This window comes from endosymbiont GvMRE of Glomus versiforme (assembly GCF_003546845.1).
This window is the reverse complement of sequence record NZ_NWVA01000001.1, coordinates 598,659-620,045: the sequence shown is the minus strand read 5'-3', so window position 1 is coordinate 620,045 and position 21,387 is coordinate 598,659. Positions and strand designations below refer to the sequence as shown.

At 33.1% G+C, this 21,387-nt stretch carries 29 protein-coding genes; 9 read left to right on the top strand and 20 right to left on the bottom strand.

Annotated elements, in window-relative coordinates; genetic code table 4:
- Nucleotides 1–41 precede the first annotated feature (41 nt).
- Genes GvMRE_RS14325 through GvMRE_RS03495 form a run of 4 tightly spaced genes read left to right on the top strand, consistent with a single transcriptional unit; the run spans nucleotide 42 to nucleotide 1,262 of the window.
- Entirely contained in the window at nucleotides 42–167 is a 126-nt protein-coding gene (locus GvMRE_RS14325) for a hypothetical protein (RefSeq protein ID WP_281267943.1), read from the top strand.
- A complete protein-coding gene (locus GvMRE_RS13460) occupies nucleotides 160–330 on the top strand; it encodes a hypothetical protein (protein WP_172575234.1) in 171 nt (56 codons plus the stop codon). Before GvMRE_RS14325 ends, GvMRE_RS13460 begins: the two co-directional genes overlap by 8 nt.
- Nucleotides 331–342: 12 nt before the next feature.
- Entirely contained in the window at nucleotides 343–717 is a 375-nt protein-coding gene (locus GvMRE_RS03500) for a hypothetical protein (protein WP_147409884.1), read from the top strand.
- Nucleotides 711–1,262: a hypothetical protein gene (locus GvMRE_RS03495; RefSeq protein WP_147409883.1), complete on the top strand. Its 552-nt coding sequence runs from the start codon at nucleotides 711–713 to the stop codon at nucleotides 1,260–1,262. The genes GvMRE_RS03500 and GvMRE_RS03495 overlap by 7 nt, the downstream gene beginning before the upstream one ends.
- Here GvMRE_RS03495 and GvMRE_RS03490 read toward each other — a convergent pair.
- From GvMRE_RS03490 to GvMRE_RS03450, 9 genes are all read right to left on the bottom strand, one after another.
- Nucleotides 1,259–1,501, bottom strand: a complete 243-nt coding sequence (locus GvMRE_RS03490) for a hypothetical protein (RefSeq protein WP_147409882.1) — start codon at nucleotides 1,499–1,501, stop codon at nucleotides 1,259–1,261. The two genes, GvMRE_RS03495 and GvMRE_RS03490, sit on opposite strands and share 4 nt — an antisense overlap.
- The gene (locus GvMRE_RS03485; RefSeq protein ID WP_147409881.1) at nucleotides 1,488–4,076 is read right to left on the bottom strand and encodes an AAA family ATPase; all 2,589 of its coding nucleotides are present in this window, start codon (nucleotides 4,074–4,076) and stop codon (nucleotides 1,488–1,490) included. Before GvMRE_RS03485 ends, GvMRE_RS03490 begins: the two co-directional genes overlap by 14 nt.
- Nucleotides 4,070–5,029 (bottom strand): hypothetical protein, encoded by a 960-nt coding sequence (locus tag GvMRE_RS03480; RefSeq protein WP_147409880.1) that lies wholly within the window; start codon nucleotides 5,027–5,029, stop codon nucleotides 4,070–4,072. Before GvMRE_RS03480 ends, GvMRE_RS03485 begins: the two co-directional genes overlap by 7 nt.
- The gene (locus GvMRE_RS03475) at nucleotides 5,022–5,252 is read right to left on the bottom strand and encodes a hypothetical protein (protein ID WP_147409879.1); all 231 of its coding nucleotides are present in this window, start codon (nucleotides 5,250–5,252) and stop codon (nucleotides 5,022–5,024) included. The genes GvMRE_RS03480 and GvMRE_RS03475 overlap by 8 nt, the downstream gene beginning before the upstream one ends.
- Nucleotide 5,253: 1 nt before the next feature.
- Nucleotides 5,254–6,186 (bottom strand): hypothetical protein, encoded by a 933-nt coding sequence (locus GvMRE_RS03470; RefSeq protein WP_147409878.1) that lies wholly within the window; start codon nucleotides 6,184–6,186, stop codon nucleotides 5,254–5,256.
- A 2-nt stretch (nucleotides 6,187–6,188) separates the two neighbouring features.
- Entirely contained in the window at nucleotides 6,189–9,446 is a 3,258-nt protein-coding gene (locus tag GvMRE_RS13455; RefSeq protein ID WP_172575233.1) for a hypothetical protein, read from the bottom strand.
- A complete protein-coding gene (locus GvMRE_RS03460; RefSeq protein WP_147409877.1) occupies nucleotides 9,446–10,390 on the bottom strand; it encodes a kinetochore Spc7 family protein in 945 nt (314 codons plus the stop codon). The genes GvMRE_RS13455 and GvMRE_RS03460 overlap by 1 nt, the downstream gene beginning before the upstream one ends.
- 13 nt (nucleotides 10,391–10,403) lie before the next feature.
- Nucleotides 10,404–11,369, bottom strand: a complete 966-nt coding sequence (locus GvMRE_RS03455) for a hypothetical protein (protein ID WP_147409876.1) — start codon at nucleotides 11,367–11,369, stop codon at nucleotides 10,404–10,406.
- A gap of 152 nt (nucleotides 11,370–11,521) precedes the next feature.
- Nucleotides 11,522–11,806, bottom strand: a complete 285-nt coding sequence (locus GvMRE_RS03450) for a hypothetical protein (protein ID WP_147409875.1) — start codon at nucleotides 11,804–11,806, stop codon at nucleotides 11,522–11,524.
- Between the two features lie 144 nt (nucleotides 11,807–11,950).
- Here GvMRE_RS03450 and GvMRE_RS03445 point away from each other — a divergent pair, with 144 nt between their 5' ends.
- Complete coding sequence (locus tag GvMRE_RS03445) at nucleotides 11,951–12,673, top strand: DNA-methyltransferase (protein ID WP_147409874.1); 723 nt, start codon at nucleotides 11,951–11,953, stop codon at nucleotides 12,671–12,673.
- Nucleotides 12,674–12,954: 281 nt separating this feature from the next.
- Nucleotides 12,955–14,040, top strand: coding sequence for a phage DNA encapsidation protein (locus GvMRE_RS03440; protein WP_147409873.1), 1,086 nt, complete (start codon nucleotides 12,955–12,957; stop codon nucleotides 14,038–14,040).
- A gap of 88 nt (nucleotides 14,041–14,128) precedes the next feature.
- Here the strand turns inward: GvMRE_RS03440 and GvMRE_RS03435 are convergent, their stop codons facing one another.
- Nucleotides 14,129–14,884 (bottom strand): toprim domain-containing protein, encoded by a 756-nt coding sequence (locus GvMRE_RS03435; protein ID WP_147409872.1) that lies wholly within the window; start codon nucleotides 14,882–14,884, stop codon nucleotides 14,129–14,131.
- A gap of 161 nt (nucleotides 14,885–15,045) precedes the next feature.
- Between GvMRE_RS03435 and GvMRE_RS03430 the strand changes: the two genes are divergently transcribed.
- Both GvMRE_RS03430 and GvMRE_RS03425 read left to right on the top strand, forming a co-directional pair.
- Nucleotides 15,046–15,282: a hypothetical protein gene (locus GvMRE_RS03430; protein ID WP_147409871.1), complete on the top strand. Its 237-nt coding sequence runs from the start codon at nucleotides 15,046–15,048 to the stop codon at nucleotides 15,280–15,282.
- Entirely contained in the window at nucleotides 15,282–15,632 is a 351-nt protein-coding gene (locus GvMRE_RS03425) for a type II toxin-antitoxin system PemK/MazF family toxin (RefSeq protein WP_147409870.1), read from the top strand. The genes GvMRE_RS03430 and GvMRE_RS03425 overlap by 1 nt, the downstream gene beginning before the upstream one ends.
- A gap of 561 nt (nucleotides 15,633–16,193) precedes the next feature.
- Here GvMRE_RS03425 and GvMRE_RS03420 read toward each other — a convergent pair.
- The 10 genes from GvMRE_RS03420 to GvMRE_RS03380 form a co-directional block, all read right to left on the bottom strand.
- The gene (locus tag GvMRE_RS03420; RefSeq protein WP_216361606.1) at nucleotides 16,194–16,709 is read right to left on the bottom strand and encodes a hypothetical protein; all 516 of its coding nucleotides are present in this window, start codon (nucleotides 16,707–16,709) and stop codon (nucleotides 16,194–16,196) included.
- Nucleotides 16,710–17,014: 305 nt separating this feature from the next.
- Nucleotides 17,015–17,440, bottom strand: coding sequence for a hypothetical protein (locus GvMRE_RS03415; protein ID WP_147409868.1), 426 nt, complete (start codon nucleotides 17,438–17,440; stop codon nucleotides 17,015–17,017).
- Nucleotides 17,441–17,442: 2 nt separating this feature from the next.
- Complete coding sequence (locus tag GvMRE_RS03410) at nucleotides 17,443–17,640, bottom strand: hypothetical protein (protein WP_147409867.1); 198 nt, start codon at nucleotides 17,638–17,640, stop codon at nucleotides 17,443–17,445.
- Nucleotides 17,633–17,959 (bottom strand): hypothetical protein, encoded by a 327-nt coding sequence (locus tag GvMRE_RS03405; protein ID WP_147409866.1) that lies wholly within the window; start codon nucleotides 17,957–17,959, stop codon nucleotides 17,633–17,635. Before GvMRE_RS03405 ends, GvMRE_RS03410 begins: the two co-directional genes overlap by 8 nt.
- Nucleotides 17,952–18,833, bottom strand: a complete 882-nt coding sequence (locus GvMRE_RS03400; protein ID WP_147409865.1) for a tyrosine-type recombinase/integrase — start codon at nucleotides 18,831–18,833, stop codon at nucleotides 17,952–17,954. The genes GvMRE_RS03405 and GvMRE_RS03400 overlap by 8 nt, the downstream gene beginning before the upstream one ends.
- A gap of 1 nt (nucleotide 18,834) precedes the next feature.
- Nucleotides 18,835–18,975 carry a hypothetical protein gene (locus GvMRE_RS13450; RefSeq protein ID WP_172575232.1) on the bottom strand — a complete coding sequence of 47 codons (141 nt, stop codon included), beginning with the start codon at nucleotides 18,973–18,975 and terminating at the stop codon, nucleotides 18,835–18,837.
- Nucleotides 18,968–19,303: a hypothetical protein gene (locus tag GvMRE_RS03395; protein ID WP_147409864.1), complete on the bottom strand. Its 336-nt coding sequence runs from the start codon at nucleotides 19,301–19,303 to the stop codon at nucleotides 18,968–18,970. The genes GvMRE_RS13450 and GvMRE_RS03395 overlap by 8 nt, the downstream gene beginning before the upstream one ends.
- A gap of 148 nt (nucleotides 19,304–19,451) precedes the next feature.
- Nucleotides 19,452–19,655 (bottom strand): hypothetical protein, encoded by a 204-nt coding sequence (locus GvMRE_RS03390; protein ID WP_147409863.1) that lies wholly within the window; start codon nucleotides 19,653–19,655, stop codon nucleotides 19,452–19,454.
- Nucleotides 19,648–19,971, bottom strand: a complete 324-nt coding sequence (locus GvMRE_RS03385) for a hypothetical protein (RefSeq protein ID WP_147409862.1) — start codon at nucleotides 19,969–19,971, stop codon at nucleotides 19,648–19,650. Before GvMRE_RS03385 ends, GvMRE_RS03390 begins: the two co-directional genes overlap by 8 nt.
- Entirely contained in the window at nucleotides 19,971–20,789 is an 819-nt protein-coding gene (locus tag GvMRE_RS03380) for a coiled-coil domain-containing protein (RefSeq protein WP_147409682.1), read from the bottom strand. Before GvMRE_RS03380 ends, GvMRE_RS03385 begins: the two co-directional genes overlap by 1 nt.
- Before the next feature lie 262 nt (nucleotides 20,790–21,051).
- On the opposite strand from GvMRE_RS03380, the gene GvMRE_RS03375 reads away from it, so the two are divergent.
- Complete coding sequence (locus tag GvMRE_RS03375; RefSeq protein ID WP_216361605.1) at nucleotides 21,052–21,255, top strand: hypothetical protein; 204 nt, start codon at nucleotides 21,052–21,054, stop codon at nucleotides 21,253–21,255.
- Nucleotides 21,256–21,387: the final 132 nt, after the last annotated feature.

Genomic DNA, 21,387 nt, shown 5'->3' with positions numbered 1-21,387 from the left:
TTTTGTTTCCATTACCTCTTTTTATTTAAAAATAAATAATTATGAATAGTAATGATCAAGAAATAAACCGAATTAAAGAAATATTAAATAATCCTAATTTAGCTAAACCAAACAAAATAATTTTAGAAAAAAGATTAAAAGAGTTGGAACAAAATAATCATGACTAAAATCTTTGCTGTTTCTTGCCCTAAGTGTGAAACAGAAACTCCTCTTTCTAGTAAAAATAAAGAAACTTTAAAAGAAATGAAAGTAGAATGTAATAAGTGTGATTGAGCAGGAATGGCTTCAGAAGGAATTATTAAAGAGAAATCTTTTGAAGAATGATTTTAAAAATTAAGTATTATGAGAGTTAGTGAAAATTTAAGAGAAGAAAAACAAGAACAACATAATCTACCTAAAAAAGAAATGGTTAGAAAAACATTAAAAAAAATGATTGAGTTATTAGAGAAAGAAGCCCCTATTTCTCAAAAATATCCTTTTTGTGCTACTTCTCACATTCAATATTACAGCCATTTAAGGACAAATTGTCTAAAAAAATATGAAGAACTCTATACTTTAAAATGCTTTGATATTCGACAAAAAAAACTATTAGAATATTTAAAAGAAGGTTTAAATAGAATGCCCCAAGAAGAAGCAGAATATAACCGACAATTATCTCTGTTAGCTTGTCAAACTATATTAAAACGAGAAGAAAAAAACGAAGTATTAAAATGTTAGGCTATATCAAGTGTCCCAAATGTCAAGAAATCAATCCTTTATATACTCCTTATCCTAAATGTTATCAGTGTGGGCATACTCAATATATTGATAAAAACAAAACAGAACAAGAAACTCAAAGCAAAGTAAAAGAAATGGTCAAATATTTAATACCTACTGGCACACCATTAGTAGACTTTCCCGAAAGCAGTATAAATCCCATAACTAACGAAAGCAATGCAGGTTGAAGTTGTAATATAATTAGCGGAGGGATTTCTACTAATACTATTTCTATTCCTCGAAATACTCTTTATATGTCAAGGAAAATAATTGTTGATACCACGGCTCATGAATCGGCTCACATTCTAACTTGGGATGAAGACATAGCTCATGGTCCTCGTCATGAAAAACAGACTGAAAAATTTGTTGGCAAGTTGAATAATAGGTTTGGCTCTTGAATTAACCAGCCAAATCCTAATGTTAAATACTTAAAAAATTATTATAAAAAACACCCTGAATATAGTTTAGAAGAAAGTGATTTATTATTTGACCCCTATGAAGACTAATCTTCAGTATCTTTACCTTTATAGCCTTCTTTTCAATTCATAATCATTTCTTTCACTTCCTCAGGCAACTTCCTCTCTTCCTTTTCACTAACTCCTAAAAATACTTGGTCATGTTTTCACTTCAAAGCCTGTAATCATTCATTAAAACTCTCTCAATCACTAAAATCACTCCCCACTTCCATTTCTAAAACTAAAAATATCATTTTACCACAATGATTACACTTTTTATAAATTCTCATAGTTTCCTCCTAAATTTCTCACAGGCTTACTACCCCATCAATACTCATCAGGTCAATCATTAACAAAATAATCACCTGTGTCAGCATTCGTTCCTGTGATAATTTCTTTAACCTTCTTTTCTTGACCAAATTCATCTTTAACAGTTCTTTCTTCAATCCCAATTCTTTTAGTAAGGGTTAAAGTTCTTGTTTTGCCATTTAGATTATAAGATAGTCGGATAACTCCATTTTCATCTTTCAAATATTTTTCTAAGGGAGTTTCGTATAAATCGTCATACTCTTCTAATTTCTCTAAATAACCTGTTTGTTTATCTACTTCCAAAACCTCTAAAAATCTCACAGTAGCAGCCACATTATTAATCCCTCCTCTAATCCCCCAAGTTTCAGTTATACACATTTCAATAAATCTATCAGTGATTTTATTTAGCAAGTGTTCTAACTTAAACCTTCTCAATTCTTTCTTAAATCTGCTTCTTAAAATGCCTTTTCTTTGTTCCCAAGTTAAAAGTTCAATATTGATTGGTAATCCTCTATCTCGAACGAATTGAGGCACTTTATCTAAATAGTTAGCAGTCAATAACATCTGACACTGACTTAAATCTAACCTAAAATTAAAGTATTTATCCATAAAAGAAAAGTTCATTTCTCTATCGGTCATTTTACCGATAACATTCATCACATCTTCTCGGGAACACTTTTCAAATTCATCTAATAAGATAATAGGGGCTCGACTTCTTTGAGGTTTATTTTTGGTTAGTTTGGGTTCTTTGCCTGCTTTTTGCCTCTCTTCATTTTCTTCTTCTCAATCTTTAATATCTTCTTCTAATTTTTCTATCCTTTCTTCTTCTCATTCTGTTATATTAGTTTCGGGTCGTTCTTGTCGATTGCCGTTCTCATCTACATAGGTTTTTATTTCTTGGATTTCTAGTTGTAAGTCTTGGATAGTAATTTCAGCTAAGATACTTCTTTCTACAAAAGCTTCCATAACTTTTCCGTAGTTGGCAGATTGTAAAGTAGCTCGTTTGCCTTCTAATTCTCCTCCATCATCCATACCTCCTACATTTATCATTTGGATAGGTCTTTTGTAAGCTTTGGCTAGATTTCGAGTGATTTCTGATTTACCTGTTCCAGGTGGTCCTAGCAAGTAAGGAAAGACTTGAAAAGGAACAATGCCTAAACTTCTTTCTCGGTGAAAGACCTTTAAGTTTTCTCACATTTGAGACTTGAATTCTTTAAATCCGATTACTTCGGCTTCTAAGGTGTCTCCAATGTTTATGTCCATTCTTTTTTTGTTGGCTTTGGCTATCTCGATATTTTCAGCATCGACTACATATTCTTTTCAGTCATAATCAGGGCTTCCCATAATACTTTCAAAAACACTCACGGCAGGAACATAAGGACTTCGGTAAAAAGCATCTAAAAGAGTTTCACAAAGTTCTAAACGGGCTTGGTCAGTCTCATCTTTATTGGGCTTTTTTTCAATTCTTTTCTTATTTCGGTAGATTTGCTCTAAATACCAAGTAGGCATACAAGGCTTTTCTTTTTCTCTTCAGAGTTCATTTCATTCATCTTCAGAAATATCTTGGTCGGGGTCTTTTTGGGGTTTTTCTTTTTTTTTCTTGGGTTCAGTTTCTTCGATTAGTTGCTGTCGGGTAATGTAATCATATTGAAAGGTGTTAGAGTTAAACCTAAATTCTCCTTGGGGCAAGTAGATAGAGTGGAAAAGATAAGAAAAATCAGTTAAGTCATCTAGATTAGTTTCTACTAGTGAGAAAGAAGGCATAATTCTTGCTAATTGTTGGTAAAAAACAGGTTGCTCTTGGGTGGTAATGGTTTTATCTATTTTGCCGTATTCAGTGTTTTTGCTGTCTTCTTTGGTTTTGTCGGTTTTATGAGAAGTATCTTTATTTCTTCCTCGACCTGTTCTTTTAGTTCAGTTAGGGTTAATGATTTTGTTGGGTTTTCCATCTTCACCTAAGATTGGGTTGCCTTCTTTATCTTTCTCAGTAGCTATGTAGCCTGTATCAATATTAGCTTCTACACCTAGTCAATCGGCTCGGTCTTGGATATGTCCATAGTCTCCGTGGATAAGGTCAATTGTGCTGTAAGGCTTTTCTTTGTTAGTTATTCTTTGACTGTCTCTTCTATCTTCTCGGTCGAAGGTGTTATGAGTAGTAGTTCGGTCTCAATCTCCTGTCAAAGACCTATTGGCATCATATCATTTAGTTCTATCATCTTGAGTGTATTCAGTAGTTTTGATATCTATTAACTTGCTCATTTCTAGTTTGAGGTGTTCGAAAATGTTGTTTCAAAGTCTTTCTCTTTTTTTAAAAGTAAAGAATTTGGTTGCCATGCCACTTCATAATTTACTGAAAAATACCTCGGGTTGATTGTAATGAGGGTTTAGTTTTCATCTATCATAAACACAGTAGGAGTAGAAGGAGAAATTGGTGTCATCTTCATTGCTGGATAGTATCTTTTCCACACAATTTAAGGCTTCTTGGTGGAATTCCTCGAAAGTGGGGAATTGGTGGTAGATGGTTTTTTGTTGGATATCTAATTCTTGTTCTACCATATTTTCCTCCTTTGGTTAGTGGGACAATAACAATCAAATTCATTGCCTTCGTAGGTGTCTCTTCCTTCACTGGTAAGAGGGCAATAGTAGTCAGCTTTGATGGCTCGGTAAGTTAAGCAGTCTTGGCAGATTAAGGAGATTTCTCTTGGGTCATGATTAGGAAGGTTTTTGATATGACGAGGTTTTAAAGAAGTTTCAGGCTTGAGTTGATGGCAAAATTGGCAAGGTTTAGTTGGTTCAGGTTTGGTTTCTTCTTGGGTTTCGATAGTTAATTCTTTACCTGTGGCTTGGCTAGTTTCTTTAAGCATTTCTTCTACACAGTCAGGACAATATTTATTTCCTTGCTTGTCAATTAGTCTTATGAATTCTTGATTTCATTCTTGTTGGCAGTCAGAGCAAGTGAAGGTTTTTGTTTCTGGTTGATTTAGGGATTTTGCTTTTTTTAGGAGTTGGTTTTGTTTTTCTAATTCTCTTATTCTTTGGTTGGCTTCAATTAGGGCTTTTTCGGCTTCTTGGCTGAGGGTTTGGGACTTTGGTTTTGATTCTAGTTCTTTTATTCTTTCTTCAGCATTGAATAATTCAGCAGAGGTTTTGGAGAGATTTAAAAGGTGATTTTGAGCTGTTTTGCTCCAGTAATTTACTTGTTGCTGTAATTCTTTTAGATTATTGGCTGGTTTACTTGGCTGGGTTGGTTTTAAGAGAGGACTATCTGGAGGAGTTGGATATTGGACAATAGGGGAGGGTGAATTGTTAGTTTTTACTGGTTTCAAAGGAGGTGTTGGAGGTGGAGTTAGTAATTGATTAGTTTGGACTGGTCCCAACACGGGACTGTCTGGAGGAGTTGCTAATTGTTGGTTGAATTGGCTATCCTTTTTCTGTTTTTTCAAATCACTAGGCTTCACTCCCAACTTTACCTTCTTTTTTAATTCCTCAGCTAATTGTTGCTTAGTCATATTTACCTCCTAGCTTCTTTTCTAACTTTCCAATTTCCTCTTTTAGCCTTTCAATTTCAGCTAATTCTTTACCGTTCTTTTTCTCTAATACAGTGGTTCTTTTGCTTAATTCAATTGACTTCTCTTTGAGTTTTAGGGAATAGTTGAAAAACATGGCTAACATAGCCAGCAAAACTCCACATAAAGCCAAGCAAAGATAAAATAAAGGCATACAATTATTCATACTAACCTCCTATCCTTCCAAATTTAAAGTTATAGTTGCCTTTTCCTTCTTCAAAAACTCGATTATACTCTCTAATAGACTTCCATAACAGTCGGTAGATTTTCTTTTCTTGGGCATCAAAGTTGGCTTGTGAGCTGAATACTTCACTAACACTTGCTCTTTCCTCTTTATTTTCCAAAGTATCATGCCTAATCCCATAAGCTCTTTCCATATTAGTTCACACAAAAGCAAACTGACTTCGATATTTCTCTTCATGAAACTCCTTAGGTTCATAGAATTCAGTTTTGATTTGGTGAGGAGCTATTCCTAATTTTCCTTTATCTCCCTCTTGTGATTTAGGTAAACACATAAAAAAGAATGGTTTCTTGCTAAATGATTTCATGATAAGACTAACATCAGCATCATCAGGTCATTGAGGAAGAGTGACCATGATACCTTTTTCATTCATAAAGATTTCTTTTTCCATTTGGGTTAGGATATTTACTAGTCTTTTGGTTCAGAAGTCTAAGCCTTTTAGGATGGGGGTGGCTTCTTTGTTAAACTTAAAGATTACTCATTTAGTTAGGTCTTTGCTTTGGTAGGTTAGATTAGAGTTTTCCAGTAAAGTAAACTCATAAGAAACAACAGGTTCAATTGGTTCACTGCCTTTTTCTCCCTCTACTTTTTCTTTTAAGAGAGTTTGTTGGATGAGTTTAGGAATGGCTAATAGTTTTTGCTTGCCTACTTCGATAATGGCAATTTCTCCTCTTTCAATGGCTTCTTCAATTATTTCGTCAAAATACTCCAATAAAGCTCCCTCACCAGTCAAATGAGCATTACCTACTAAGCAATTTAGGAGGTATTTTTTGGTTAGGTTGGCAAAGGTTTCGTAATTACTCTCCACCTGTGATAAATCAAACATTTGTTTAGTGATAGTTCCGTTTCAGTCATTCATAATTATTCCCTCTCTTTCCTTTCTTTATCTTTTTGTTTTTGTTTCTCTTTGGCTTCTTTCCTTGCCTTTTCTTTTTCTCTAACTCTGGCTTCTCTTTCTTTCCTATCTCGTTCTTTCTTGTCTTTTTCTCATTGTTGGTCTCGTTGTTTCTTTTCTTTTTCAGCCTGTAATTCTCGTTCTCGTTGTTTTTCCTTTTCAGTTTCTTTCTCTTGCTCTCGTTCCCGTTCTTTTTCTCTTTCGAGTTCCCGTTCAAGTTCTCTTTCCTTTTCTTGCTCTTTTTCTCTCTTGGCTTGCCGTTCTTTTTCTTTTTCAAATTCTTTTTCGGCTTCACCTTGGCTTTCTTTAATATCAGTTTCTTTATCCTCTCAATCTTTTTCTTCAAGTTCTTGGTCAAATTCTTTTAATTTTTCAGCTTGTTCAGGATCAGTTTCACCAATATTAGAGTTAAATTGAGTATTATCATCAGTTCATTCGGGTTCTTCAAACTCTCTTTCCTTATATTCCTTTTCTCTTTCGGCAACTATTCCTTCAATAACAAATCGTCGATTATAAGTTCCGTCAGTGCTTTCTTTAAGTCAAGTAATAAGGTTAGTAGTAGCATCTCCTAAAATTAAAGTAAAGCCATTAATTTCTTTTCCCTCATCAGGGAAAGCTTGTAGTCCTTTACAATGTCAGTAAATATTATACTTTCCTCGGGGAATATCATAATCTTTTTCAAATGACAATCCCGACTTTAAATCTCAACCTGTGGAAGTAGAAGCAGTCATTCCTCCATTAGTAGAATTAGCATTCATATCATCAGCACACAATTCAGAAAAGTAATCTTTATTTGGGTCATTCATAGGAAAAATTCCCATATGTCCTGAACTTCCATATCACTTATATCCTCTGCTACTGTGTTCGGTTATTCTAGTAGCACCTCAATTAGGAGCTCCAATCATACTACACACTCAAGTAGCCGAATTAGCAGGAATTTCTCTATCTTTTTCTTTCTTTTCTTCACCTGGCACATACTCAACATCTTCTTGCCCTGGTATAGTTCCTGAATTAAAAGTATCTCCGTGAGTGAAAGATTGTAAACCTTTATATTTAGGTCTTCATGGCTTAAATATTTCTTCTAAGTCGTCATAAAAGAAAGTTCCTGCTCCACAAGCATTAGTTAAAGCATTATTGATATCATACATTAAATCAACATTACCTTGCCATTCTCCTACTTTTATACATTGTTTAAAAGCACTAAATCGGCACTGAATGTTTTGGATGGGCGATTTGTTATTGTTATTGGCAAGATTATTATATAACACTTCGGAGTGTTCGAACCTAATCATAAACGGATTAGCTACACATCGATTAGCAAACTCTCAAAAGTCATAAGAAAAATCAACAGTGCTAGCATAGAAAATTGAAGGGTCTAAAACAAAATCTTGTCCTTTTCTTCCCGTGCTTTTTTTCTTTCGGTCAGTTTGAGCTTCTTTTTCTGGTTTGTCATCGTTCTGTTGCCTGCCTCCTTCAGGATTGATATTTAAAGCATCAGCATATTTGTCGGCTGTAATTAATCCTCCAATAGAAGCTCCTCCTTCACCTTTTCCCATATCTTTTATAGCTTGCTCAATTTTTTCTAAGGCTTCAGGTATCTTATCACCACTATCATCAGTGAAAGCTTTTCCTGCTCCTGTGGCTTCACTGCTTCCTCCAGTAAAGAAAGCCATTGCTCCTCTAGCTAAACCTTTAATAGCTTTGCCTCCCATTTTACCCAATCACCTAGCTCCTTTTTTTAAAGTATCTCCAACAATCGAACCTACTACTGAATTAAGCAAAGAAATATCTTGAATAGAACCTTTTACTTTCAACTCTCATTTGTAGAAAATGTCCCCACTTTCAAAACAATAGAGAATACCACTAATGCTACTTCTAATTAGTATTCGATAACCTAATTGAAATCCTGAACCTTTTCTTTTCACTAATAAATGCTTTAAGTTAGCTGTAAATAATAACTTCTTCTGAAAATAAAACTGTCCTGAGGAATGATTTAATAAATGAGGTTGTTCGTGATAACATTTAGGAATTTCTTCTCAAAAGTAGTTTTGATTACTTTCAGGAAATCTCCTTGGAGAAGCACAAGCGATACCTTCAACCAACTGTCCACTTTCGTTTTTAGCTTCATGGTTAACATCGACAATAAAAAGCAAAGATGGCACCTTAGCATTGGTTAACATGTCTTGGCTATCTCCTTTTTTTCATTTCTTTAGCTTTAAGTTGGAAGGCACGGCACAAACTAAGGGATAATCGTGTCCTCCTTTCTCTCCTGCTTGACAATCAGAATTTTTGTTTTTACAAGCTTTACATTCATCAGCAGTAATAGTAACGACAGTTATATCTTGCTTGTCAGGTTTCAATAATTTTTCATAAGAAAGAGGAAAAACGGTATAAAGCAACTTAAAATCAGGTTGTCATTGGGCTGGTTTGCCTTGGGTTTGATAACCAACCGACACAGCTCTTTTTTCTCGTAAATCTCCACAGAAATCATAACAATTATTACAAGCTGGACACTGATAAGCAGGAGTATTTTCGTCTCCTGTTTCATCTTTTCAGTCTTCGTCTTGAGGTCAGTGTTCAGTTCGGTCTTTGATTATTTTACCTTCTTTATTCAAATGGTCGTTGTTAATTTGAGAAGTAGTAATCTGAGCTTGACCTTTGGAATTCATCATATCTCCGTAATTAGCTCAGATAGGGTCTTTGGTGACAGTGAGTTGGCAAAGCAAACTCCGATTATCAATGTAATCTCAGCTAGTTATTCAGTAAAGATTAGGGTATTCTATTCCTTTTCGATTAGCTTTTTCATTTCTTTTTTTGGTATCTTCAGATAGAGTATTCCGACCATAGAAAAGGACTATTCGAGGGTCAGAAAAGTCATATTGTCCTCGGTTTTGGAAGATGATAGTCATTTGATTGTTCTTGTTTCTTAATATGTAATGAGGAATACTTTCTAGAGTGCTTCAAGTTTCTTCCAAGAATTCTTTTTTGATTTCGATAAATTTATCAGGAGTAGGTAAGAACTTATAGTTAGGTTGTCATCATTTCCATTTAGAATAAATAACTAGATTTCGGTAGTTGGAATTAATTTCTTTGGTAATTGTTCCTCCTTTATCAGGTTTTTCAATGATGGGTTTCTCTCAATGTTTAGAACGGGTGAAAATATCCTTTGGTGATATTTTATTCTCATTAGTAGTTTGTAAGACTTTTTTATTTACTTGGTTCATTACTTACCTTCTCCTTTCACTAAGACTTCATCTGAAACAAATCACTTTCCCTTAGTAGCTCCCAATAATTCTTGTGGTTTTCTTTTCGTTCTTAAATCTACCACAGCTTTTTGTTGGGCATTGAAGTTCACAGCTAATCTTCCTTTACCAAACACTCCAAAAAACAAACAGGTATCATCAAACTTGGTAGATAATCCTGATAAATCTAATTCTTGTTTATTTTCTCCTACCGAATAGAATAAATAATAAAGTTTAGTTTGGTGTTGTTTAATCACTTTTAAAGCCTGTTCAGAAGGAGTTTCAAAAAAACTTAAAGCATCAGTTTTTTGGTAAATACTTAATAATTCTTTCATTTCTTTTACTCCTTTTTCTAAATTAGGATAAGTGTCAAAACCTACTTTTTTGAGAAAGTTAACTTCAGCTTTTTCTAATTTAGCTTTTTCTTGCTGGGCTTTTTTTATTTCTGTTTCAGCTCAATTTTTTCAGTAAATTCAGTGGGTGGTTCCTGTGGCTTTACCTTGAATGAATTGTTGCTTAATGTGGTTTTTTTGATTTTCTTTTTCGGCTAGTAAGTTATTGGCTTGCTGAATTAAGTCAGTTTTTTCTTGTTCTAATTCGTTTATTTCCGTTTGTAAGTCATTTATTTTAAGGTCTTTTTTGTGGCTTTTTTTGACTATCTCTTTAACTGTTTTGCCATTTAGAATAGTTCTAGCCTGAGCAAAATCATCAAAACCACATTCATTAAAAAAATCATATAAAGTTGCTAAAGTATCTTGGGCTTCTTTTAATTTATCTTCTAAATCTTTATGAGGTTTGCCTTTGCCTGCTTCTAAAACTTTAATTCTTTTTTCTAAGTGTTTAGTATAAGTTGGCTTAGTAAGAACTTGGTTATACTCTCTGGCTTTATTTAGCCAGTCATTAGCAAAATTTGGGTCATAGTTCATTTAGTCATACCTCCTAGGGCTTTTTCTTTCAAGCCAAAACATTGAAAGCAGTTATGAAGCCTCCATGGATTACGGGGTTTAAGAAAAATCATTGATTACCATTTTCAGGTTCTTCTTTAAAACGAAAGCCTTTGTTGTTTTTTCTTCTTCGGTAAAGCTGTAAACATCTTTCGTCAAAGACTAGCATGCCGTAGCCATTAGGTAAAGTGTCTTCCATAATGTTCTCTGAACCAAATCTTTTTTCTAGGTCTAGGGCTTGGAAATTAACATTTTCTTTATAGCCTCCAATGTCGATAGTGTTTTTAACCGAGCTGTCTAAAAGACAAATCATTCTTTTATAAGACCTGATTTTAGTTTCCATGGGTTCATAGCCTTTGGTTTTGTCGTCAGGATCTTTTTGGTAGCCTTTATTGAATTCTTTTGACCTTTTTTTTAGGGCAGAGGAGCCATCAAAAAGTTCTTTTAAGATTTGGATGGGGTCTTCTCAGAAAGTGTCTTCCATTTCTTTTAAATTACCTTTTTTAGTGGTGTCATTTCATTTGATAAAGTTATCATCGGAGCAGATTAGTTGAGGTATTTTTTCTTCTAGTCTAAGTTCGATATTTTCAGCTGTTTGTTCTAAGAGAGTTTTAGTGAAATCTTTGACTGCTGTTTCACTTTCTAGGGCTTCTTCAAATCTTTCTTCATTAGTGATTTCATATTCTACTGTGTCTAAGAGACGAGGTAAGTGGAAAGGAATAGCATTTACTTCTCTTTTGAAGTCATTTCCTTTATGGATGGAAAGGTCAGGTTTTCAATCTGGTCCATTTTTAGGTCAGGTTAAGAGGAAACGGACTGCTCTGCCGTCGACTTCTATATTGGATTGACGGAAGAAACGAGTTCAGAGGGCATCCTCGTTGGTTTCAAGCATACGAAAGGTTTTGTCGTATACTACTTTATTTTCTAGGGCTTTTAAGTAAGCATTTTTTTCGATAGTCATAGTTAGTTAAGTGTTTGCTCAACTGTTTATGCTCGAACTATTTATTATTATTTTTATGCTCAAACTGTTTTTTTTACCTAAATTTAAGTTCTCAATGTTTTTTAATTTATAAGGCACAGTAAACAGTTTGAGCGGTAAAACTGTGCCAAGGATTAATCACTAAAAAGTGTTTGTAAGAGATTTTGTTCTTGTTGGTTAGACTTAGTTTTTAATTCCGTGTTTCTTAAATATCTAGCTTCGGCTCTTTCAGCTCGGTCGAGGGCTGATTGCTTGTCGGCTTTTAGGTTGTCAATTTCCGTTTCAGCTTTGGCACGAGCTGATAAGGCACTTTTTTTCTCTTGTTCTAATTTATAGATGGTTTTGTTTTTTTCAGCAATGGCTTCTTCAAAGTCTACTTGTAATGGGTCTTTGATTGGTTGTTCTTGATTTTCTGTCATATTATTATTTATTTTAGCAAAGTTGTTATTTTCTCTTTAATCAAAGCTTAGAGTATACAATATAGTAAACTAAGATATATGTTTGTAGTTAACTATAAGGGGAAATTTGATTGAGATTAATTAGTCTCTGAAAAATTTAAATAAATGAGTCAATATTTACCTAATACTAAACAAAGAGGAGAGGGGTTGGAGTTATTAACTAGTTTGCCTGAAAATAGTTCTAGTTTAATTTTCCTTGATCCCCAATACGAAAAAGTTGGCACAGTTTTAAAGTTAGATTATCCTCTTTTTTATACTTCTGATTACCAAGTTTTAAGAATATTAGAACAAGTTGAGAGAGTATTAAAGCCATCTGGGTTTTGCTTGCTGTGAGTAAATAAAACTCTATTAGGAAACGACCGAGTTCCTTTATGATTACTCAAGACTCCTAATCTTAAAATAGTTGATGTTTTGGTGTGATATAAGCAAAATAGTTTGGGATTAGGAAGTTGATTAAGAAGCCAAGCCGAGTTTGCTTTTCTTTTACAGAAATATCCTTTGAATAGCAAATTATTTAAAAACAGGTCTTTTGGTAATGTTTGAGGAGAAGACATTATTTCTAGTAACAAAAGAAAACATCCTCACCAGAAGCCCAAAGGATTAATTAAGGCTTTGGTGGAAGCCACCACCCAAGAAGGAGATTTAATTGTTGATCCTTGTGCTGGCTCATTTATCGTCCTAGAAGTTTGCCAAGAAATTAATAGGGAATTTATAGGAGTAGATTTAACTTATAATGAATTGTTGGAATTTAATAGAAAAAGAGAGAGAGAGAGAGAGAGAGAGAGAGAGAGAGAGAGAGAGAGAGAGAGAGAGGAATTTATTGGATAAAAATAAACCAAGGAGTTAATTTATGAGTAAGTTAAATTGTTTAAAATGTAGCAAGTGATTTGATGAAGAAAACTTAATTATCATCCCAAAAGGAAGTTATTGTGAGGATTGTTATTATGAGAGCATTGGGTAAGGTTTTTGTTCTTAGCGTTCCAGTTAGAAAACACCTCTCTAAGTCTCGTGTTTTACAAGACCTAGCAGGCTTAACAAATAAACATGACACGATAAGGTATATAAGCAAAAACAGCATTGAAAGAGAACAAAATCTCTTATAAAAGACTATGAATAAACAAGATAAAAGATATCAAAGATTACAACCCGTCTTTAATCATCTAGCTAAAACTAAAATAATTATCTGAGGTAGAGCATCAGGCAAATCCTACTCTACTAAATACCGAGCCTTAACTGAAATAGAAAACCAACAAAAAGAATTCATCTGATTACGGAGACAGTTTGATAGTATTAGAACAGGTTCCCTAGAAAGCTGAAAAAGAGTAATTGCTAATTATTGCTTAGATAACAAAGTTCCAGAAAAAGATATTGAATTAGTTTGAGATGCTATCACCCGAGGAGTGAAATATAAAAACACCATGAAATGTTTTATGGTTGAACTATTCTCTTCTTATAAGAGTAGAGAAAACTACACCCAAACCATCTCTGAAATAATCTTTGATGAAGCCATAATTAATCCCAAAACTGGAGAAAGTTATTTAGATGATGAAGAGGGAAAAATAAAAGAGTTAATTGGCTCAGCATGAAGAGATAGAAGCCAACCAGCACCCAAATTAACTTATATTGCTAATCCTTATGAGAGATTTCGTCCTTTTATGGCTAGTTTTTTGCCAGTCATTCGTAAACAACTAACTACCTTAAAGAAAAGAGTATTTTCTAATGAAGTGGTAAACTTGGAAAATGAACAAGGAGAATTATTATCACTCTATAAACCCACTTCTTGCCAAAAAGAAAATGAGTGTAAATGTATAGATGAAAATTGTGTAGAAGTTTGGAATGGTTTTTTTGCCAAAGAAGAAGATTTAAAGATTACCGAGTTTATCAATGGTTCTATTCCTAAGTATGTTTTTATGAATTGTATTCTTTACCAAGCCAAGAAAGGTTTTTTATTCTTTTGCCATAAAGAAAATAAAGAAATCAGCAATAAAGAAGAAATCAAAAATATCCCTGAATGATATGTCAATAATGAAGGGAGATTAAAAAGTAAGCAAGTTTATAAAGTTCCTGTGGAGGAAGATTGTTTGAAAGAGGATTTACTGTATTGGTGAGAAAGTGGTAAGTTATTTTTCTGTGCTGATGGGAGCAGAGAGGTGATAATGGAGTTTATGGAAAAGGGTAAAATTACTAAAAGATAATTTACCAAGTTCTTTTTTAGGAACAGAAAAAGCTCACTTGTAGGTTCTTTAAATATCTCTATGAAAGGAAATAAATAACTAAAAAGCTTTATTTATCTTCTTTCTTTTTTCTCATTACTAATCAAATCACTAGACCAATAATTCCTGCTAAAATTATTCCACTGCCAATAATTCAAGGTCAGTAGTTTTTTTTTGATTGAATTTGGTTTAATTCTGTCAAACTAACAGACTTTTTACCTTGACTTTGTAAGTAAGATTTAATTTGTTTTAATTCTTTACTATTAGCTGAAATAGTTTTAGTTTGATTGTCATTATAAGTGATTAATAAGTCATCACCATTAAGTTCAATAGATTTAATTTTGTTGTCTTTTAAATACTGCTTGATTTCGTTTTGTTCGAAGTTTCTTTGATTTTCCCTTTCTCTATTTAAAGAACAATCACATCAAGCATTAGCTTCTTGAAAAATTTTTTTAGATATTTTTCTCTGCTTTTCACCAGCTTCAACTGAAAGATTGTGATATTTAACATCAGCTACCTTTCGACAACCTTCACACTCTTCAACAGTAAAATGAATGTTTTTATATTTAGCTTCAACATTTTTACTTCCACAGGAACTACAAAATTCATCTTCGGAAACATGACTAATAACCCCACAATTTAAACATTTTTGCTGACCTTCTTTAATTTCCTTTTCAACTTTATTTTTTATTTTTGGGTCATTGCTAACTCAATCTCAAATACCATTGCCATCTCTTTGGCATAATCTAAAATGTTCATTATTAACACATAAAGAACATCAGTCTTTGCCGATTTCCTCTTTAGTTTTTTTATTGACAATTTTCATAATGCCTATTGGACACTCTGTTTTGTTACATTTTGGACAAGGTCGGAAATTATTCTCTCTCTCTCTCTCTCTCTCTCTCTCTCTATGTTGTCATCATTATCATTTTTGTTCATATAATAATAATTTTAGTATACAATCACTAAACCATAAAATTAATCATTATGAAAGAAATAATTATCATCAAAGAAAATATTCCTAAAATCAAACAAATATTAGACCAAAAACACTGTCCTTATGAAATCCACTACCAAGAAAACCAAACTGAAATTACTGACCAAGAACTAGAAACAGCTTATCGAGAAGCTTGAAGTAATCCTCAACGAATGGCTGAATTTAAAAAATGAGAAGAGTTAGCTTTGGATAGTTGAAAGAAAAGAGAAAATAAAGAAAATAAGTAATGGCTCAATTAGTCTTTCGACGTGGTGATATCCATTGAGTAGAATTTCCTAAAAAAGAATTAGGGAAAGAAATTCACACTATTCAAGAAGAACATCCAGCAATCATTATCTCTAATGATAAGCAAAATCAATTCAGTTCGGTAATCACTGTCTTGCCGATTACTTCCCAATTAGATAAGGCTTATCCTTTTGAAGTTCTTATCCAATTAAAAAAACCTAGTAAAATTCTTATTGACCAGATTACTACTATTGATAAAGTATATGTCAAAAGGAGAATTACTTCTTTAACCGAAAAAGAACTTATGACTGTAGAAAAGTGTTTACATCTTACTTTGGCTTTGAAGGGTTAGTTTTTGTTCTCTGATACTTCTTTCTCATTTCCCTCTTTCTTTTCTTCTTAGGAACTCTATTAATATTACGCTTCGTAAGGTAAACCTTACTATGCTTATTATAAAGAACTCACTCTTATAAAAAGAAAATTAAATAAAAGAAAAAGGAGAAAATGGCTGACCTAAAAAGATTTTTATTTATTTTATAAATAAGTGTCATTAGTCTAGTTCAGTATACAGCACAGTATACAATCAATAACAAAATTATTCTCTCCCTGTATCTTTCCAGCAAGATTTTAAACTATTCTACTCTTGGTAAAATCTTGCCTAACTAATCATAATGGGGTGAAGTCTTTTTCGTTAATCCAGTTGGTTGAGGTGAGTCAAGTTCCTGGTAATCATCCCTTCACTAAGCCTGCTTACTTTTAATTAGTCTTTGGTTTTCCTCATCTGTTGGATTGCCAAAGAACTAACGGCATTACCTTAGTTATTCAAGGAATTCCCTGCTAAAAATAGATGGCTTGTTATTCTAAGAATAACGGGAATTGGTGGGAGTTTTTGGGTTTAGCCCAATTTCTCCCATTAGTTAGTAAATGGTCATTCTCTTTTCTTAAACTTCACTCAATAAATTCAGAAGATTAGTAAAGCATCTTTTTCATGGTCATTAAGTTCTCTATCTTTAAAATATCATACTCCTTTGGGTCTTCCTGTTTTACCTTGAATTTGCTTAAAAGATAATCCAGCAATCTTTCTCTCCTTAGCCTCTGCTTTTCACCTGTTCATATACTGATTACTGATGGGAACAAATTCAATTCCTAACTCTTGACTTATCCATTCAATTATTCCTGTTAACTTAATCAAGTCTAAAAAATGATAATTATGTCTTGATTTTTCCCATAAAGAAGAGACTTCACAGACAATTAAGTTAACTTGCTCTTTTTTGGCTAATTCTTGAATGTTTTTAGCTTGGTTTAGATAGTTTTTGTCCGTGTAGCTAATGATTTTTCAGTTAGTTCAGTTCTCAAAGAGAAATATGCCTGTTGTAGAGGTGCCACTAGGGTCTAATGCTAGTATTTTCATAGGTTTATTGTTTTTCATGTTGTTTATTTGGGGATTTTCTGCCCTCTCCCTTTCTCCTTATAATTCTTGGTTGTAGTTTCTTTAATGGGACTTCTTGTTTTCTTTTTAGCATGGGTTAATTTAAAACCACTATTTAAATTTGAAACTAGAATTTTAGTCAAAGACTAGAAATTCGTTAAGCAAATTTATTAGGTGATTTCTTCTTAATCCCCATTAAAAGAAGTCCAAGAAGCAAGAAAAAGAAAATTGCCAGAGTAAAGCGAGAAAGGTGAAGGGTCGGAAGTTAGTTGGTTTTTTTGTTTTTTACGAAGTAAAGATTTTTATTAAGGTGGTTGTTGGGTTCGGATGATTTTATTTTGTCCTTGGTAGATGGTTCAGTGTTTTACTAGACAGACATAATTATTGAGGGCTATTTGTTTTTCACTACAAAAAGCATAGTCGGTTTCTTTAATTCCTTTCTGGATACAAGAATAGCAGTAGGGTTTCTTAGCTGTATAATAATCAGTTCAGAGTTTAATTGTCTCAACCTCACTTTTGGGTTGGGACATTTCTTTTTCTGTCTCAACCTTTTCTTTTGCCTCAACCTGTCTCAACCCAATATTTTCTAATTTGGTTGTCTCAACCCGTTCAGGTGTCTCAACCTCCACTTGTCCTAACCTACTCAATCGACGTCTTTTGCTTCTTTGTTGATTTAACTTGGCTTTGTTGGCTTCATAATAAGCCTTTAATTGTTCTTTGCTGTATGGCATAACTAATAACTTACTTGGCAACTAGGACAAATACTATTTCCTTGCCTCACCTCCTTTAATTCTCCTTTTCATTTTCTAAACTTTTTATATTTGGTTAGCTTTCGTCCACAGCCACACTTAAACTCTTTGAGAGGTAATCAGTAATATTTATTTCAATAAAGATATTTAGTTCCTTTAATAGTTCGGTATTGTTTAAGCATGTTTCTTACCTCACCTTCCGTTAATTTTCTCTACCTGGTCTTTGTCTTCAAAAGTGAAGATTAGGGGACGTTGCTTAGGTAAATATTTTCGATAATAAATAGCAGGTTCAGGATTTAAAAAGTCATTTCCCTCTAAACTTTCTTTCTTAGCAAAGATTTTTATTTGCTTTTCATAGAGAGTGAAAGATATTCAACCATTATCTAACTGAAAGCCTTGACTGCCAAAGCTTCCTTGAAATTCTTCAATTATTTCATATCAATATTTTCCTTTCTGATAAGCAAGAGTGTTATTTAGGTAGTCAAATTTAAATTTAAGCATACTGACCTCCTACTCTCCTGCTTATCTCGGTCAATAATTCTTTCGTAGAATAATCTTTTAAGGATTTACTAAAATGCCTCGGACTTTCTTCAAATATTCTACTATAATCCTGATAAAGTGTTTCATGGTCATTATGAATATAACCCATGGTAGTATCTGAACTACTATGACCTAATTGTTTTTGGATTGTTTCTAATCTTCCACCTTTATTATAAAGATTAGTAGCTAAACTTCTCCTGAATGTATGAGGAGTAATATTCTTAATAATTCCTGCTTTCTCTACCTTTCTTTTAATCATTATTCTAATTCAAGTTTCGGTGAATTTCTTATTACGGGAAGTTAAGAAAAGATAATCTTTTGAATAAGGTTGAAAATATTTAATTAGAAAATTGGGTAAGAATACATAACGGACTTTATTACCTTTTCCGTGAATTCTTAAAGAATTTTCTTGTCAGTGGTGGTGTTGGATATTGGTTAATTCTTTTACTCTTAAACCTGAATAAAAGAGAAAGTCTAGTATAAGGTTATTTCTTTGGTATTGTCATTCGTGCTTTTCAAAACGAACTGCTTTGAGTTTTTGGAGTTCTTTCTCGTTGATGGTAGTGTAGAATTTCTTTTGCACAGTAGGAATAACTCGACAAATCTTCTTTCATTCTATCTCTTTTTTTTGAAATTTAGCATAACTAGCTAAAGCAATTTTCTGATTTCTTAAAGTAGAAGGTTCGTATTTTTTTTGATTTGCTTGGAGAAATTGGATGATTTGTTCAGTGGTTAGTTGGTTGTCATATTGCTTAATAGTTCAAGTATAATTACGGATAGTTTCAAGGGAAATATGCTGATTTTGTAGTCAGAGTTGGTATGGAGTTAGGTTCATGTTATTTCTTTGTCTCCCGTTTTTCTAATTCTTCTTTACAGTTGCTACAAACTCATTGTTTAGCAATATTTACGAAACCTAATTTAAGAATGTGTTGAAATTCAGCTTTATTTTGGCAATTAGGAGTTTGACATTTAGTCATGGATTACCTCCTTGAGTTTCAATTCTTTTCAATTTACTAATCGATAAAGTCCTTTATAATTATGGCAAAAAAAGAGATATCTTTTGTCGTAATAATTGCTTTCTTCTAAGTCTTTTCAAACATGTTCACTGGTTAGGGAATTTTTGAAGACAAATATTTTGTTTACTTGGGGTTTATTTTCACAAGTAATTTCTAATTTATAAAAAAATTCATCTAATCTTTGACTTCTTTCTTGGGCTTTTTGTTTAGCTTCTTGGCTAGGTTTTTTTGTTCTTTTTTCTTGGATAGTGCCAATGAGTTCATAGAGGTATTGTTGTCTTTTAGCCATTAATTTTCTCTCCTTTCGCAAGATGGACAGAGGTTTTTAAATATCCTTTTGAGGGGCTTTTCTTTTTTACACTTTCAGCAATCTTTATTAAAGAGCCAGTAAGTTAAGCAAAATAAGCCGAGAGTGTTGAGGATAGTTAGGGTAAGGATTAACATGTTGACCTCCTTTTTTGCTCGTTTTGTTTGATTTCCTTTAAGAGTTGGTGAATTATTCTTTGATATCTTTTGTAGTTAATTCTTTTGAATTTGGTTGTTGGATTGATGATTTCTAACTTAATTACTTCGATTTTTGGTTTTTTAATTATTGGTTTAGGTTTAAATCAGTTGGTTAGTTTAGTTCAAAGATTATTCATGGTGAACCTCCTTAGTTTCGGGCATTTCTTTGAGTTCTTCTGTGTAGTCGTCAGGTTCTAAATCAGGACAATTATAGTAATCATTAATTGTTTCACTGGTGATTAGTTTGTGAGTGATGTCTCTAACAATTACTCCTAATCAGTGTCAGTTTTTTTTGAGGGGTTTGAATTCTATGTCATTGGAGGTGTCCCACCAAAAGGAGAAGTTGTCTTCTTTGAGGTCTTGTTCTGTGAAGGGTTGACTACATTGGGAACAATCTAATTCCCTTAGGTAGTTATGGATATTTATGTCTCGGTAGTTGGTGGAGGCTCCCATTATTGGTTGACCTCCTTTTCAATTTCATCAGTTTTTTTATTCAGTTCTTGGATTTTAGTTTGTAGTTTCTTAATAATTTCACTGTTTTTGCCACTGGTTAGCAAATAATCTAAGTCTTGGTTTTGTTTTTCTAGGTCAGATATTTTTTGTTCGAGTTCTCTTATTCTTTGGTTAGCCTTGTCTTGGGCTTGGATTGCTTTAATTCTTCTCTCTGTGTCTTCTAATTCAGAAGCAATTTTTTCCAAGAAAGTAGTTGGGCCATCTCAGACTAATTTTTGCTTATAGTATTCATTCGAGTAATAAAAAGCTTTTAAGTCTAAATAGGCTTGGAGTAAAGAAGGATATTTTTGGTATCTTTCTAATTCTCTAAGTTGCTCTTGCTTTTTAGTTAAGAATTCGGTAGTTTGGGTTCAACTCTTCCGCTGTTCTCAAGCTATGGAAAGGAGAGGTTGGATTTGTTTTTGGAGGGATTTGGTGGTGAGTGGGGGTGGGTTGGAAAGGATTTGGTAATGGTGGCAGGTGAAACTGGGTCGGCTACTGTTGCTGTTGGCTCAATTTCCTTTTAGTTGGACTTGGCTTCCTTTGGGGATATTTGGCTTATAGTCGTTATCATTTCCATATCCCCGAGGCCGACCTTTGAATACTACGGGGATTTCTTGGGTTTGGTTTTCTATGCTGAAAAAGCCGTAATAGTAGGTTTCATTATCTTTTTCTCTTTTTTCTATTCGGGAGGTTAGGGTTCCTGTGATAGTTTGATTTAGCCGTTGAGGGTCGTGGTCGGCCAACACCCCGTTGTTTTTGATAATTTGTTCTTTCATATCTATTTGGCTATAGATAAGTGAACTTGAATACCTGTTAATTATTTTTAAAGTTTTGTTTTTTTCTTCCTTTACAAGTTTTTAAGGGTTCTTAATCGCTAAATGAATCGGTGACAAAAAATTTATTAAAACTATGAAGTTAAATAATCCTAGAAAGTTAAAAATGCCAAAAAATATTATTAGAATTAGTGTGATTTCTTAATTTTTAGGAAATACTAAATGAAAAGGAGAAAATGTAATGATTGGAACGTGAGGAAGAACAATGCCTAAAATAGAAGTAACTGGAAGCAGAAAAATAATTTGTTCGTCCTGTGGCAGAGAAATAGAGAAACCAGTTAAATACACTAATAAATGTGAAAATTGCTACAACCGAGAAGCCAAAATATTCTTTTGAGTAATTAGCGGAATAGCGATTTTTCTGTTATTGATTACTTTAATAAAATACTTGGTAGGAAACGATAAATAATGCCGATGCTAAAAAATTAACGAACAAAAAAGATAAACTGAATATTAGGAAGCCTGATAAGACCACGAAAATTAGCCGAAGCAAAGTAACGAAAGGAAGCAACAAAAATTTACTTAGCCAAATAAGAAAACG